The organism is Planococcus halocryophilus (assembly GCF_001687585.2).
Classification (GTDB): domain Bacteria; phylum Bacillota; class Bacilli; order Bacillales_A; family Planococcaceae; genus Planococcus; species Planococcus halocryophilus.
Genome location: NZ_CP016537.2, coordinates 966,440 through 980,585, shown reverse-complemented (window position 1 = coordinate 980,585; position 14,146 = coordinate 966,440). Strand labels below are relative to the sequence as shown.

At 40.1% G+C, this 14,146-nt stretch carries 13 protein-coding genes; 2 read left to right on the top strand and 11 right to left on the bottom strand.

Annotated elements, in window-relative coordinates; all coding sequences use genetic code 11:
- On the bottom strand, positions 1–942 hold the full coding sequence (locus BBI08_RS04760) for a D-2-hydroxyacid dehydrogenase (RefSeq protein WP_008497124.1): 942 nt from the start codon (positions 940–942) through the stop codon (positions 1–3).
- A gap of 14 nt (positions 943–956) precedes the next feature.
- On the bottom strand, positions 957–1,433 hold the full coding sequence (gene bcp, locus BBI08_RS04755) for a thioredoxin-dependent thiol peroxidase (protein WP_040850659.1): 477 nt from the start codon (positions 1,431–1,433) through the stop codon (positions 957–959).
- Positions 1,434–1,557: 124 nt separating this feature from the next.
- Between bcp and BBI08_RS04750 the strand changes: the two genes are divergently transcribed.
- Entirely contained in the window at positions 1,558–2,844 is a 1,287-nt protein-coding gene (locus tag BBI08_RS04750) for a glutamate-1-semialdehyde 2,1-aminomutase (protein WP_008497127.1), read from the top strand.
- 39 nt (positions 2,845–2,883) lie between these two features.
- On the top strand, positions 2,884–3,969 hold the full coding sequence (locus BBI08_RS04745; RefSeq protein ID WP_008497128.1) for an FUSC family protein: 1,086 nt from the start codon (positions 2,884–2,886) through the stop codon (positions 3,967–3,969).
- A 33-nt stretch (positions 3,970–4,002) separates the two neighbouring features.
- Here the strand turns inward: BBI08_RS04745 and nikC are convergent, their stop codons facing one another.
- The 9 genes from nikC to mutY all read right to left on the bottom strand — a co-directional run bounded on the left by nikC (position 4,003) and on the right by mutY (position 14,035).
- Positions 4,003–4,890 carry a nickel transporter permease gene (nikC, locus tag BBI08_RS04740; RefSeq protein ID WP_008497129.1) on the bottom strand — a complete coding sequence of 296 codons (888 nt, stop codon included), beginning with the start codon at positions 4,888–4,890 and terminating at the stop codon, positions 4,003–4,005.
- A gap of 17 nt (positions 4,891–4,907) precedes the next feature.
- The gene (locus BBI08_RS04735) at positions 4,908–5,912 is read right to left on the bottom strand and encodes an ABC transporter permease (protein WP_040850661.1); all 1,005 of its coding nucleotides are present in this window, start codon (positions 5,910–5,912) and stop codon (positions 4,908–4,910) included.
- Between the two features lie 84 nt (positions 5,913–5,996).
- Positions 5,997–7,607, bottom strand: coding sequence for an ABC transporter substrate-binding protein (locus BBI08_RS04730; protein WP_008497131.1), 1,611 nt, complete (start codon positions 7,605–7,607; stop codon positions 5,997–5,999).
- A gap of 28 nt (positions 7,608–7,635) precedes the next feature.
- Positions 7,636–8,619: an ABC transporter ATP-binding protein gene (locus BBI08_RS04725; protein ID WP_008497132.1), complete on the bottom strand. Its 984-nt coding sequence runs from the start codon at positions 8,617–8,619 to the stop codon at positions 7,636–7,638.
- Positions 8,594–9,613, bottom strand: coding sequence for an ABC transporter ATP-binding protein (locus BBI08_RS04720; protein WP_008497133.1), 1,020 nt, complete (start codon positions 9,611–9,613; stop codon positions 8,594–8,596). The genes BBI08_RS04725 and BBI08_RS04720 overlap by 26 nt, the downstream gene beginning before the upstream one ends.
- Before the next feature lie 151 nt (positions 9,614–9,764).
- The gene (locus BBI08_RS04715; protein ID WP_008497134.1) at positions 9,765–11,510 is read right to left on the bottom strand and encodes an ABC transporter ATP-binding protein; all 1,746 of its coding nucleotides are present in this window, start codon (positions 11,508–11,510) and stop codon (positions 9,765–9,767) included.
- A 59-nt stretch (positions 11,511–11,569) separates the two neighbouring features.
- Positions 11,570–12,115, bottom strand: coding sequence for a nucleoside tri-diphosphate phosphatase (ntdP, locus tag BBI08_RS04710; protein ID WP_008431210.1), 546 nt, complete (start codon positions 12,113–12,115; stop codon positions 11,570–11,572).
- A 103-nt stretch (positions 12,116–12,218) separates the two neighbouring features.
- The gene (fabL, locus tag BBI08_RS04705; protein WP_008497135.1) at positions 12,219–12,965 is read right to left on the bottom strand and encodes an enoyl-[acyl-carrier-protein] reductase FabL; all 747 of its coding nucleotides are present in this window, start codon (positions 12,963–12,965) and stop codon (positions 12,219–12,221) included.
- Positions 12,966–12,967: 2 nt separating this feature from the next.
- A complete protein-coding gene (gene mutY, locus BBI08_RS04700) occupies positions 12,968–14,035 on the bottom strand; it encodes an A/G-specific adenine glycosylase (protein ID WP_257785806.1) in 1,068 nt (355 codons plus the stop codon).
- Between the last annotated feature and the right edge of the window lie 111 nt (positions 14,036–14,146).

The following is a 14,146-nucleotide window of genomic DNA, read 5'->3' as shown; positions in this document are numbered from 1 at the left end:
TTAATACCCCTTTTCCATATCGACTAGATTGGTTGGATCGGATTGATCAATAAGCCATTTTTTCAAATTCGGAATAAAGATATCGAGTGTACGGTCCACATACTTTCCTGATTTGCTAGAAATATGCGGTGAGACAACAACATTATCCATTGACCAATACGGATGATCTGCAGGAAGTGGTTCATGTTCGAACACATCTAAAACAGCAAATGTGATTTCTTTTTCTTGCAATGCATTTAATAGAACGTTATCTGTGACTAAATCACCTCTACCGAAGTTCATAAAGATGACTGTGTCTTTCATTGCTTTGAAATGTTCTTCTTTTAAAAGCTGTTTAGTTTCATCTGTACTTGGTAAAACTGAGATAACATAGTCTGCTTCCGGAAGCTTTTCCATTATCTTTTCAAAAGAAACCATTTCATCCATATTTGGTGCCTGTGCACCAGAGCGATTACAGCCAATTATATGGACACCAAACGCTTGTAGCAATCGACCGATTTCTGCTCCAATCGCTCCTGGTCCAAGAATCAATGCGGTCGTACCACTTAATTCTGAAGAACGTATTTTCCGCTCCCATTGTTGATTGCGTTGATTTTGATAAATGACTGGTAACGCGCGCTTTAAAGCCAGTAAATGAGCTAAAGCTGATTCAGCCATTGGTGTTTTATGAATCCCTCTTACATTCGACACGGTAATACCGCGTGATTCAATCGCTTGATGTGGCAGTTTTTCAATCCCCGCACTGGCTACCATAATCCATTTTACTTTTACAGCCGATTCAATATCTTCTGCAGTCAAGTCTTCTCCATAAGTAACAATGATATCCGCGGATGATAACCGTGTTTTATCACGGTAAAGAAAATAGAAATCAACTTCTGGGAACTCTTCTATTATTCTTTGTTGTTGATCAACTCGTGGGACAAATGTAAATAAAATTTCCATAAACGTCTCCCTTCTTATTGGTTACTCATTGTTTTCAAAGTCTCTAAAACATCTTGAATGTGATTAGGCACTTTCACTTTGCGCCACGATTTGACAATAGTACCTGTTGGATTGATTAGGAAAGTTGAACGCTCAATGCCCATGAATTTTTTACCGTACATGTTCTTCTCTATCCAAACGCCGTAATCCTCAGACATTTGGTGGTCTTCGTCTACCAAAAGTGAAAATGGCAATCCGTGTTTTTCCTTAAACTTAGTGTGGCGGTCTTCTGAATCTGCACTTACCCCTAAGATTACCGCATTCAGTTCAGAAAAATTAGCTTGTGCATCCCGAAAGTCGCATGCTTGTGTCGTACAACCAGGAGTCATGTCTTTTGGATAAAAATAAAGAACCACATATTTGTTGTCACTGAAATCTTTCAGTGAGACAATTTCTCCGGCTTCGTTTTTCAATGAAAATTCTGGTGCTTGCATACCTTCAACTGCAGTCATCATACCCACTCCTTTTCTTCCTTCTATCGTACCGAACACGGAGCTTAGTTTCAATTTCTTTGGCGTTTCGCAACAAGGTTGTCTACAATAAAGAAGAGTTTAACCACTAGGAGGCAATCATTCAATGAATCATTCGACATCAGAAGAACTACATAAAGAAGCATTACAACACATCGTCGGCGGAGTTAACAGTCCTTCAAGATCATTTAAAGCAGTTGGTGGAGGTTCCCCTATCGCTATGGAGCGCGGCAAGGGCGCTTATTTTTGGGACGTTGATGGCAATAAATACATAGACTATCTAGCGGCATACGGACCGATCATCACAGGTCATGCCCATCCACATATAACAAAAGCGATTACACATGCAGCAGAAACAGGTTTGCTTTATGGAACTCCGACACGTCACGAAATTACTTTCGCTAAAATGTTGAAAGAAGCAATGCCGAACATGGATAGAGTTCGTTTTGTAAACAGTGGAACCGAAGCAGTTATGACAACAATTCGGGTGTCACGTGCATACACTGGCCGCACAAAAATTATGAAGTTTGCAGGATGCTATCACGGACATTCTGATTTAGTTCTTGTAGCTGCTGGATCAGGCCCTGCGACACTCGGCACTCCTGATTCAGCAGGTGTTCCAAAATCCATCGCTGAAGAAGTGATTACAGTTCCTTTTAATGACATCGAAGCATTTTCAGAAGCGATGGATCATTGGGGCGAAGAAATTGCATGTCTTCTCGTCGAACCGATTGTTGGCAATTTCGGGATTGTTGAACCAAAAGAAGGTTACTTGAAAGAGGTTCACCGCATCGCGCATGAAAAAGGAGCCTTAATTGTTTATGATGAAGTGATTACCGCTTTTCGTTTCCATTACGGCGGTGCTCAAGACATCCTCGGGTTGACACCAGACCTTACCGCGCTCGGAAAAATCATTGGTGGTGGTTTACCAATCGGTGCTTATGGGGGTAAAAAAGAAATTATGGAAACAGTGGCTCCTCTAGGTCCCGCTTATCAAGCAGGGACAATGGCCGGAAACCCTGCCTCGATACAAGCTGGAATCGCTTGTTTAGAAGTTCTTCGTCAAGAAGGTGTCTATGAAAAAATGGATGAACTCGGAGAAAAGCTAGAAAAAGGGATAATAGCAGCTGCTGAAGAATTTGACGTTACAATTACTGTTAATCGACTAAAAGGTGCATTAACCATTTACTTTACTGATATAACCGTAGAAAATTACGAACAAGCGGAGAAATCTGATGGCGAAATTTTTGGTCGTTTCTTTAAATTGATGCTCTCTCAAGGTATCAATCTTGCTCCATCAAAATACGAAGCTTGGTTTTTAACAACTGAACATACAGAAGAAGATATAGATTTTTCTATTCAAGCGGTACGCAAGGCCTTTAAACAGTTATAATTAACGTAAATCGTTTTTGAGGAAGGAGTCCCTAAGCATATGAAATTAGGTGCACGTATCTTTAAAACTGGCGTGGCCATTTCTATGGCCTTGTATTTGGCCAACTTATTGGATCTGCCTTCTCCTGTTTTCGCAGGGGTAGCAGCGATTTTCGCTATCCAGCCATCTATTTACCGTTCTTACTTAACATTACTCGATCAAATTTATGGAAATTTGATTGGTGCCACAATAGCGATTGTTTTTGTGCTAACACTTGGCAGTAATTATTTAACCATTGGTATAGCAGCAATATTAGCGATTGTCGTCATGCTGAAGTTGAAGTTAGAAAATACCGTTCCATTAACTTTAGTAACGATTATCATCATTATGGATTCTCATTCTACGAACTTCTTAACTTTTGCATCGCTAAGAATCTCAACTGTTATGCTTGGAATTATATCTGCCTTTATCGTAAATATGATATTTCTGCCACCTAAATACGAAACCCGTTTGTTTACTTCCATTCATTCTGTTAGTGAAGAAGTGATTCGTTGGATTCGCGTTTCGATCCGTCATGCATCTGATCATGCCTCTGTTAAAGAAGACATTGATAAATTAACAGAGAAATTAATAAAAGTTGATCAATGGTATTCATTTTATAAAGAAGAACGTAGCTACACCAAGAAGCAGCAATATGCAAAAGCACGAAAATTGGTCCTGTACCGTCAAATGATTGCCACATCGAAAAAGAGCTTAGAAGTTTTAAAGCGCTTGAACCGTTTTGAAAATGAACTAATGGAACTTCCTGAGCACTTTCATATGATGGTTCAAGAGCGATTAGAAAGTTTGGCGAGTTACCATGAGCAACTTTACATGAAATATGTTGGTAAATTACGTCCCGAACATAGCGAAGGTTCTGGGACTGATGCCGTCATGAGACGCAATGAAGTAATGACAATTTTTGTAAAAGAAATCAATTTAGCACATGAAGAAAATGAAGGTGAATTTTCGGTTTATCATTTAATGCATGTGTTATCAGCTATTTTAGATTACGAAGAACAACTAGAGCATCTAGACTTACTTATCATAGCTTACTTGAACTATCATTCAGAAGAAGTAGATACAGGTCTTGAAAATGCCATATAAAAAAGTGTGAGGCAAATTTGCCTCACACTTTTTTTATGATTTCATTCGTGGATCTAATGCGTCACGTAAACCGTCTCCCATTAAGTTAAAGCCTAGTACTGTCAACATAATAGCTACTCCTGGAAAAATCATTGTCCAAGGTGCATTCGTTAAATACGAACGCGAATCTGCCAACATTTTGCCCCATTCTGGAGACGGAGCTTGTGCACCTAACCCTAAAAATCCAAGTGCTGCTGCTTCAATGATCGCAGTCGCAATCGCCAATGTTCCTTGAACAATAACTGGCGCCATGGAGTTCGGCAAGATATGCGAAATCAAAATCCGATTATCTTTCATGCCGATTGCTTTTGCGGACATGATGTATTCATCTTCTTTAATACTCAATACTTTCGAACGAATCAAACGTCCAAAGTTTGGTACGTTGATAATAGCAATCGCAATTAACGCATTACGTAAAGATGGTCCTAGAACAGATACTACCGCGATGGCAAGTAAAATACTTGGGAATGCTAGCATGATATCGAAAATACGAGAGATAATTGTATCTACAAAACGTCCGTAATAACCTGCTAAAATCCCTAAAATACTTCCTACAATAACCGATCCAATAACTGCTAAAAAGCCGACCCATAGCGAAATTCGAGCACCATATACAACTCGCGATAAAATATCTCGACCAAAATCGTCTGTACCCATCCAATGAGTGGAAGAAGGAGGCATAAGCCGTTGAGACAGATTTTGTTCATTGATGCCTTGCAATGTAATAAGCGGTCCGAAAATTGCTAACAAAATAAAGAAGATAACAATCCCCATACCAACAACCGCTACTTTACTTTTGCGGAAACCTCGCCAAGCCTCTTTCCAAGGTCCAGCGACTTTCTGCATTTCTTCTTTTTCTGGATTATTTACTGTTTCAGCCATAATACGTCTCCCCCTTCCTAGTCATATTTGATGCGTGGATCGACTAAGCCGTACAGCAAATCGACAATTAGATTGATCATAACAAAGATAAACGCCACAATTAGAATGCCTGACTGAATAACCGGATAATCACGGAAACCAATCGCTTCATAAATATAACGTCCAATTCCTGGCCATCCGAAAATAGTTTCTGTCAAAATGGCGCCACCAAGCAGAAGCCCCATCTGAAGTCCTATAATTGTTAGGACTGGAATGATAGCATTTTTAAGCGCATGTTTGTAAACAACCCAAAACATGGACAAGCCTTTTGAACGAGCTGTTCGAACAAAATCAGAACGCATTACTTCTAACATGCTTGAACGCGTCATTCTAGCAATAATCGCCATTGGAATTGTCGCCAGAGCTGTTCCTGGTAATACGAGGTGTTTAAGTACAGTAGACAGTTGGTTGAAATCTCCTGCTATCAATGTGTCGAGTACGTAGAAACCAGTAATGACGTCGACAGGATCTCGAACATTTTCTCGACCAGTAGTCGGTAAAATTCCAAGTTCGATAGAGAAAATCCACTGGTTCATTAGCCCAAGCCAAAAGATCGGCATCGATACCCCAATCAATGCAATAATCATTGCCAAGTAGTCAAACCAAGAATTTTGGAACCAAGCTGAAATAATACCTGCATTAATTCCAATAACAACCGCAATAATGATAGCGAATAAAGAAAGCTCAATCGTAGCAGCCAAATATGGCCATACTTCATCTACAACAGGAGTACGTGTACGAAGTGATTCTCCTAAATCGCCAGTAATCAATCCTTTGAGGTAATCGAAATACTGAATATACCAAGGATTATCTAATCCTAGATTTGTTCGTAATGCTTTTATTGCTTCTTCGGATGCTTGCTGACCAAGAATAACTTGTGCAGGATCACCAGGAATTGCACGGATAATCATAAATACGATAAATGTCATACCGAGTAAAACTGGGATTAACTGTAAAAGTCGTCTTCCAATATAGTGAAGCATCTTCTTCACCTCTCCATCTCTTGCAATATGTATAACAGTAAAAAAAAGGGGAGGAAATCATCCCGACTTCCTCCCGTGAATTGCCTACTCCAAATCTACTGAAGCCAATTTGTCAGAACCTGTTGGATGTGCTTTGAAATTCATTACGTTTTTCCCACCAGCTAATAGCGGTGTAGAATGAGCAAGTGGAACCCAAGGAGCATCTTCATGGATGATTTCTTGAGCTTGCATGTATAAGTCGTTTCTTACATCTTCGTCAACTTCTGATTGTGCTTTAATAAGAAGATCGTGCAATTCTTGGTTTTCATAGTACGTGTAGTTGTTTGTGCCGACATTATCTTGATCAAGCAAAGCGTATAGGAAGTTATCTGCATCGCCGTTATCGCCAGTCCATCCAAGTAAGAATGCATCAGCTTCTCCGTTTGCAGCTTTTTCTAAATACGTTGCCCATTCAAATGAAACAATCTTGGCGTTAATGCCAACATCAGCCAAATTCTTTTGAATCGCTTCTGCCACTTTTTGGCCATCTGGCATATATGGACGTGGAACTGGCATTGCGTAAAGTTCCATGTCAAAGCCATCTGAAAGACCAGCTTCAGCTAATAATTCTTTTGCTTTTTCCGGGCTGTATTCGTAATCTTCAATGCTATCGTTATATCCGCTAATTACTGGCGGAATTGGATTTTTTGCTACTTCTGCGCGTCCTTCGAAAAATGCATCAACAATCGCTTGTTTATCGATTGCATGGTTTACCGCTTGACGTACTTTAGGATCGTCAAATGGTTCACGTGTAACAGTCATTCCAAGGTAGCCAACGTTCATAGATGGACGTTCAAACAATTGAAGATTATCGTCGCCTTCGATTGTTCCAGCATCAGATGGTGTAATTCCGTCTGCCAAATCAATTTCTCCTGATAATAAAGCATTTAAACGAGCTGAGTTATCTGGAATTGCGCGGAATACGACTTGATCCAATTTCGGCTCGCCATCTACCCAGTAATCATCAAATTTTTCAATTGTAATTGTATCGTTACGTTTCCATTCAACAAATTTAAATGGACCTGTTCCAACTGGGTTATCCCCGAAAGAGTCACCAGCTTCTTCAACTGCAGTTGGTGAAGCAATCGCAAATGGGCTCATTGCTAAGTTTTTAAGGAATGGTGCTTGTGGACGTTTTAACGTAAAGACAACTTCGTAATCGCCTGTAGCTTCAACAGATTCGATCACATGTCCTTCATCATCCCCGTATCCACCAAACATAGAACCATAGTAAGGGAATTTCTCTCCGTCACCAGCTGCCCAACGCTCAAAGTTTTTCACTACAGCTTCTGCATTAAAATCAGTGCCATCGTGGAACTTAACGCCTTCTTGCAATTGGAACGTGTACGTCAATCCGTCTTCAGAAGGAGTCCATTCAGACGCCAATCCAGGTTCGATTTCTGTATCCTGTTCACCAAAGTTTACTAACGTATCAAAAATGTTTTTTGTTACTTTAAATGATTCTCCGTCCGTAACTGCAATTGGATCAAGAGAAACAGAGTCGCCTCCACGTCCGAAGATCAATGTCTTCTCTTCAGTAGATCCGCCTTCGCTTTCGCCTTCTTCTGAGCCGTCGTCAGAACTACAGCCAAAAAGTGCTGTTGATACTAATAAAAGCAATAATAATGACCACGTTAAGAACTTTTTCTTTCCCAAATTAACCCCTCCATTTTTCTATTTATTATCATTGCGGCCTAGACTCTTCGTAAAGATGACAGGCAACAGAATGACCTTCTTCAACTTCTGCAAAAACTGGTACAACTTCTGAACAAATATCCATTTTAAATGGACAGCGTGTATGGAACCTGCAACCGCTTGGTGGATTTGCTGGGCTTGGAACATCTCCCGTGATAATCACTTCTTCCCGGACAAAATCTGGGTCCGGTACCGGTACTGCAGCCAATAGGGCTTGCGTATACGGATGTAGTGGTTTTTCGTACAAATCCTCTGTGTTAGCAAGTTCTGCCATTTGTCCAAGATACATTACGCCCACACGATCGCTGATATGGCGAACCACCCCTAAATCGTGGGCAATGAATATATAAGTGAGTTTCAGCTCTTTTTGCAAATCTTGCATCAAATTCAATACTTGAGCCTGAATTGATACATCAAGTGCTGAAACGGGCTCATCGGCAATAATAAGTTTCGGATTTGTCATTAATGCACGCGCAATACCAATACGCTGCCTTTGACCACCACTAAATTGATGTGGGTAGCGTTTTGCATGATAGCTGCTCAATCCCACTATCTCCAAAAACTCATGTACTTTCTTTTTACGCTCTTTTGGATCGCCTATATTATGGACATTAAGCGGTTCCATTAAAATTTTCTCAATTGTATGACGCGGGTTTAATGACGCGTATGGATCTTGGAAAACCATTTGAATATCTCGACGTGCTTTACGCATATCGTTTTTCGACAGACTCGTCAATTCTTGACCATCAAATGTCACAACACCTTCAGTTGGTTCCAAAAGGCGCATTAACATCCGCCCTGTTGTAGATTTCCCACAGCCCGATTCACCAACGATTCCTAACGTCTCACCTTCTTGAACGGTGAATGAAACATCGTCTACTGCTTTTACATGGTTGCTTACTTTACCTAAAATACCCGACTTAATCGGAAAATACTTTTTGAGGCCTTCAACTTTCAATAACGGTTCTGTCATGCGACTGTACCTCCTTCGGATCAAATAGGAAACAGCGAGTTTGATGATCTTCCGCCGTTTGGTACAGCTCCGGACTTTCAGTCATACAGCGATCAAAAGCGAATTCGCAACGTGCTGCGAACTTGCACCCTGTTTTGATCGATCCTGGTTTGGGAACGTTTCCAGGAATCGAGTAAAGTCGTTCTTTTTTAAAACGCATATCTGGAACTGACTCGAGCAAGCCTTTAGTATAAGGATGTTGCGGATCATTGAAGATCGTATGAACAGGTCCTTCTTCAACCACTTTTCCTGAATACATGACAACGACTCGCTCACAAGTTTCAGCTACTACCCCTAAATCATGGGTAATCAATAACACAGCTGTATTTAAGCGTTCGTTTAGATTCTTTATTAATTTTAAAATTTGAGACTGAATGGTCACATCGAGCGCTGTTGTTGGTTCATCCGCAATTAATACTTTCGGGTCACATAACAAAGCCATCGCAATCATGACACGTTGGCGCATTCCACCTGATAATTGGTGTGGATATTCTTTCATTAAGCCTTCTGGTCTCGGCAACCCAACTAATTTCATCATTTCAATTGCGCGTTCTTGAACTTGATCTTTCGACCAGTCTTTTTTGTGAATCTTAATGGCTTCTCGAAGCTGATTGCCGATTGTGAACAATGGATTTAACGAAGTCATCGGTTCTTGGAAAATCATCGCGATGTCGTTCCCTCTGATTTCACGCATTTTTTTCTCGGATAATTTCGTTAAATCTTTATCCTGAAATAAAATCTCTCCGCCTTTAATTTTTCCTGGAGGACTTGGAACAAGTCCCATTATCGAAAGCGAAGTTACACTTTTACCACATCCTGATTCACCAACAATGCCAAGCACTTCACCTTCTCGTATGTGAAAATTTACATTATCTACTGCTGGTATCTCTCCATCGTCTGTGAAAAAGGATGTTTGTAAACCTTTAACGTCTAAGATGGTTTTACGCTCAGTCATGATGCTCCCCCTTTTGCACGAAAATGATTCAGAACATTCTCCTTCTTTCAATTATACGTAATAGTATTATTATTGCAATACCTTCTTAGTATTTACTGGAAGCCCTAGACATAGAAAAAGAGCCTCCAAAATTTGGAGGCTCTAAACAAATTCAATTAAAATGCTGCACTTGGAATAAGTTATAATACACACCTTGCTGCTTCATCAGGTCATTGTGCGTCCCACTTTCAGCAAGTTTGCCGTGGTCGATCACAAGAATTTGGTCTGCATGTGTAATAGTTGAAAGGCGATGCGCTACGATTAAAGTGGTCCGATCATGCGCTAATCGTTCCAACGAATCTTGTATTAACGCTTCGCTTTCAAGATCAAGTGCTGAAGTAGCTTCGTCTAAAATTAGAATCGGCGGATTTTTCAAGAACACGCGCGCAATTGCCACACGTTGTTTTTGTCCTCCTGATAATTTCACACCGCGTTCGCCGACTTTTGTGTCATAGCCTTCAGGTAGCTGTGAGATGAATTCATCTGCATTAGCAGCTTTTGCTGCGGCAATTACTTCTTGATCTGTCGCTCCAGGTTTACCCATAAGAATATTAGCTTTTACAGAGTCACTGAAAAGAATCGAATCTTGAAGTACTAAACCAATTTGATCGCGTAACGTATGAGTTGTTACGTCGCGCAAATCATGGTCATCCATATAAATGGCACCACTCGTCACATCATAAAATCGTGGAATCAATGAAACGATAGTTGATTTCCCACCGCCGCTCATTCCTACAAAAGCTACAGTCTCTCCTGGCTTTACAGTAAAATTCAAATTAGAAAGCACTTCTGTTCCCCCATCGTTGTAATGGAAAGAGACATCGCGAAACTCTAATTTGCCATCAACGACTTTTAAGTCATGGGCTTTTTCTTTATCTGTTACGTCGTAGTCTTCATCTATTAACTCAAAAACACGGTCCATCGAAGCTAAGGATTGCACTAATGTCGTTGAAGAATTGACTAAACGGCGGAGTGGACTATAAAGACGTTCTATATAAGCGATAAATGCTACCATCGTACCAAGCGTCAAACTTCCTTGAATAACTTGATAACCGGCATAACCAATAACCATTAGTGGAGCAACATCCGTAATGGTATTCACTACTGCAAATGCTTTAGCATTCCACTTCGTATGGTCAATTGCCTTTTCTAAAAATTGATCGTTCGTATCATTAAAAATTTTCTGTTCATGCTTTTCTAACGCAAAACTTTTAATTATACTCATCCCTTGTACTCGCTCGTGCAAATAACTTTGAACGTTTGCTAAAGCTTGTGAGCGTGCACGCGTCAAATCACGTAAACGACCAAAGAAATATTTTACGCTGAAAGCATAAAACGGAAACGCTAATAATGCCACAATGGTCAATGAAACATCCATCGTTAACATAATAATAATGGCAATGATAATTGTCGCAATATCTAGCCAGACGTTCATTAATCCGATCATCACAAAGTTTTTTGTTTGCTCCACGTCATTAATCATACGCGAAATAATTTCTCCCGCTCGCGTGTTTGCATAATAACGCAAGCTCAATCGTTGCAAATGACCATATAAATAACCGCGTATATCATAAAGAATTTTATTGCTGACATATTGTGCATAATATTGCCGGAAATATTCAATTGGAGGTCTCAATAAGAAGAAGACAATTGCCGTTCCACCAAGCCATATATACAGCTGTCTTAATTTCTCTGCATTAGACAGAGCATCCGCTCCAATAATATCGTCAATGACGATTTTGATAAGCAACGGTATAAATAGCGGTATCGCAAACTTGAATATCCCAATGACAATCGTCAGCGCAATTTGCCAATAATACGGTTTAACAAACTGCATATAGCGTTTCATACTACTCAAACTTTTCACTCCATTCTATACAAAACGAAAAACCTGTCGGCAAGCAACAGGTTTTCATTTTAATCACGAATCCGGTTTAATCTATGAAATTCATAGCGGTTCGTCCATACTTCGATAAAGTCTTGGGCAAACGGTCCTTTACGCTGCTTAATCCAGCCGATCAGTTTCTCTACATTTCGGTGAAGTATTTGATCTATCACTTCAGGATACCCCATTTGCCGCTTGTGGTCTTCATATTCGTCTTCATCCAATAACGTGTACGACATGTCTGGAAACACTTTTACGTCCAAGTCATAATCGATGTATTTCAACGAGCCATTATTATAAACGAATGGAGAACTAACATTGCAATAATAATAAACACCGTCTTCTCGGAGCATACAGATGATGTTAAACCAATGCTCTGCGTGAAAATAACAAATTGAAGGTTCACGCGTTAACCAAGTTCGTCCATCGGATTCTGTCACTAGCGTCCGTTCATTTGCACCAATTACAATATTATTCGTACCTTTCAGTACAGTTGTTTCCTGCCAGACACGGTGGATGCGACCATTGTGTTTATAACTGTGGATTTGGATTGTTTCACCCTCCGCAGGAATCGCCATGTACTACCCCACCTTTTTGTCTAAGCCATTATTTATCTGCTATTTCCGTATTATATCAATCAATTCTGAAAACATACAGCAATAAGGCATAAGGACCAAAGGATTACATAACGACTGAACGCCCGCCGTCTACAATTATGGTCTGACCTCGAATCATATCGGAGTCAGAAGAAATCAAAAACATTGCCGCTTTTACCATGTCATCTACTTCAACCATACGGCCCGCTGGTGTATTAATACGAGCATCTTCTAGTAAATCGTCGCGGTTTGGGAAATGTTTTAATGCATCTGTATCAAGCGCTCCACCGGATACGGTATTAACCGCAATTCCAAGCGGTGCCATTTCTACCGCTAAATAACGGGTAATTGATTCTACTGCGGCTTTTGAAACACCGATTGTAGTATAATTTTCCAAATAACGAATTGAACCTAATGAACTAATACCGATAATTTTACCGCCTTTGTCCATTAATTTTGCCGCTTCTTGCGCGCCAAAAAGCATCGCTTTTGCATTAATGTTCATCGTCCAATCCCAATGAGATTCTTCTAATTCCATAATCGGACGCAACACACCTGATGCTGCATTAGAAACAAAAACATCTAGACGGCCAAATTCTTCTTTAATCGTCTCGAACATACCACGTAGTTTTTCAACATCCCCGACGTTTGCACGAACTAATAGTGCTTTTTGACCTCTTGCTTCAATTTCTTTTACTGTATCAAGTGCCGCTGTTTTGCTGCGAGCATAGTTGACAACGATATCGTATCCTTGGTCTGCAAGCGCAATTGCCAGCGCTTTGCCAAGTCCTTTACTACTTCCAGTTACTAATGCCACTTTTTGTTCCGCCATTATCAAACATCTCCTCTTTGTTGTAAAGCTGTTTTCATTTTTTGAACAGGTCCTGCAATCGGCAATAAATCTAATTCTTCTGCTGTTACCCATTTCATACGAGCAGGCACAACAATATTTTCACTTTCGGCTATAAAGCCATCCACGTTCCATGTTAAATGAGAAAAGACGTGTTTGAAAGAAGTAATTTTTTCAGCTTTGTCGATAACACCGTTTAAGCTTTCCGATAATTGTTCTTCAATCTCTAAAGGCAACACATCTACTGCCGTTTCAAGCATAGGGAACTGCCACATGTTTGCAAGCAGCCCGGTACTAGGTCGCTGTTCCATCAGCAATCGATCGTGATTACGTATAGCAATCATTGCGTACTGCAGTGATTTTGTTTTTTTAGCTTTCGTTTTAATAGGTAACTCGTTTTGTTTGCCTTCATGAAATGCCGCGCAATGTTCACGTACCGGACATAACAAACATTTAGGTGATGTAGGTGTACATATTAATGCACCTAACTCCATCAGCCCTTGATTGAATGAAGATGGATCTTCATGGCTAATGATTTCCGTTACTGCTTCTTCAAAAACTTTGCGTGTTTTTGGTTTGGCAATGTCTTCTTCTATTAATAAAATCCGCGATAATACGCGCATTACGTTACCATCTACTGCATGTTCTGGAATACCATAAGCGATACTTAAGACGGCTCCAGCTGTATAAGGACCGACACCTTTTAACGAAGAGATTTCTTTGCGGTTATTGGGTACGATTCCCCCATAATTTTCAGCCACTTCTTTGACGCCCGCTTGCAAATTTCGTGCACGAGAATAGTAACCTAGCCCTTCCCACTGCTTTAGGAGAATTTGTTCGTCAGCTTCTGCTAAGTCATTCAATGTGGGAAATTTTTCGATAAAACGTTTATAATAAGGAATAACCGTATCAACACGAGTTTGCTGCAACATAATTTCTGAAATCCAGATTTGATAAGGATCTGCGGTACGTCTCCAAGGCAAATCTCTTTTCTCTGCTGCAAACCAGTTGATCAAGTCGTTTTGAAATTGGTTTTTTTTAAGTGTAATGATTGCAACCTCCGTTTAGCTTGATTATTCCAGTTCCATATCGGGTATATAGAAAAATGAGGAATAAGTTTATTTTAACAAAACATTTGATTTCTCCATAAATATAACTTCTAT

What these genes read in the sequence shown, in the direction of transcription:
- BBI08_RS04760 (WP_008497124.1), bottom strand. Translation starts at nt 942, where the DNA reads ATGGAAATTTTATTTACATTTGTCCCACGAGTTGATCAACAACAAAGA.
- bcp (WP_040850659.1), bottom strand. Translation starts at nt 1,433, where the DNA reads ATGACTGCAGTTGAAGGTATGCAAGCACCAGAATTTTCATTGAAAAAC.
- BBI08_RS04750 (WP_008497127.1), top strand. Translation starts at nt 1,558, where the DNA reads ATGAATCATTCGACATCAGAAGAACTACATAAAGAAGCATTACAACAC.
- BBI08_RS04745 (WP_008497128.1), top strand. Translation starts at nt 2,884, where the DNA reads ATGAAATTAGGTGCACGTATCTTTAAAACTGGCGTGGCCATTTCTATG.
- nikC (WP_008497129.1), bottom strand. Translation starts at nt 4,890, where the DNA reads ATGGCTGAAACAGTAAATAATCCAGAAAAAGAAGAAATGCAGAAAGTC.
- BBI08_RS04735 (WP_040850661.1), bottom strand. Translation starts at nt 5,912, where the DNA reads ATGCTTCACTATATTGGAAGACGACTTTTACAGTTAATCCCAGTTTTA.
- BBI08_RS04725 (WP_008497132.1), bottom strand. Translation starts at nt 8,619, where the DNA reads ATGACAGAACCGTTATTGAAAGTTGAAGGCCTCAAAAAGTATTTTCCG.
- BBI08_RS04720 (WP_008497133.1), bottom strand. Translation starts at nt 9,613, where the DNA reads ATGACTGAGCGTAAAACCATCTTAGACGTTAAAGGTTTACAAACATCC.
- ntdP (WP_008431210.1), bottom strand. Translation starts at nt 12,115, where the DNA reads ATGGCGATTCCTGCGGAGGGTGAAACAATCCAAATCCACAGTTATAAA.
- fabL (WP_008497135.1), bottom strand. Translation starts at nt 12,965, where the DNA reads ATGGCGGAACAAAAAGTGGCATTAGTAACTGGAAGTAGTAAAGGACTT.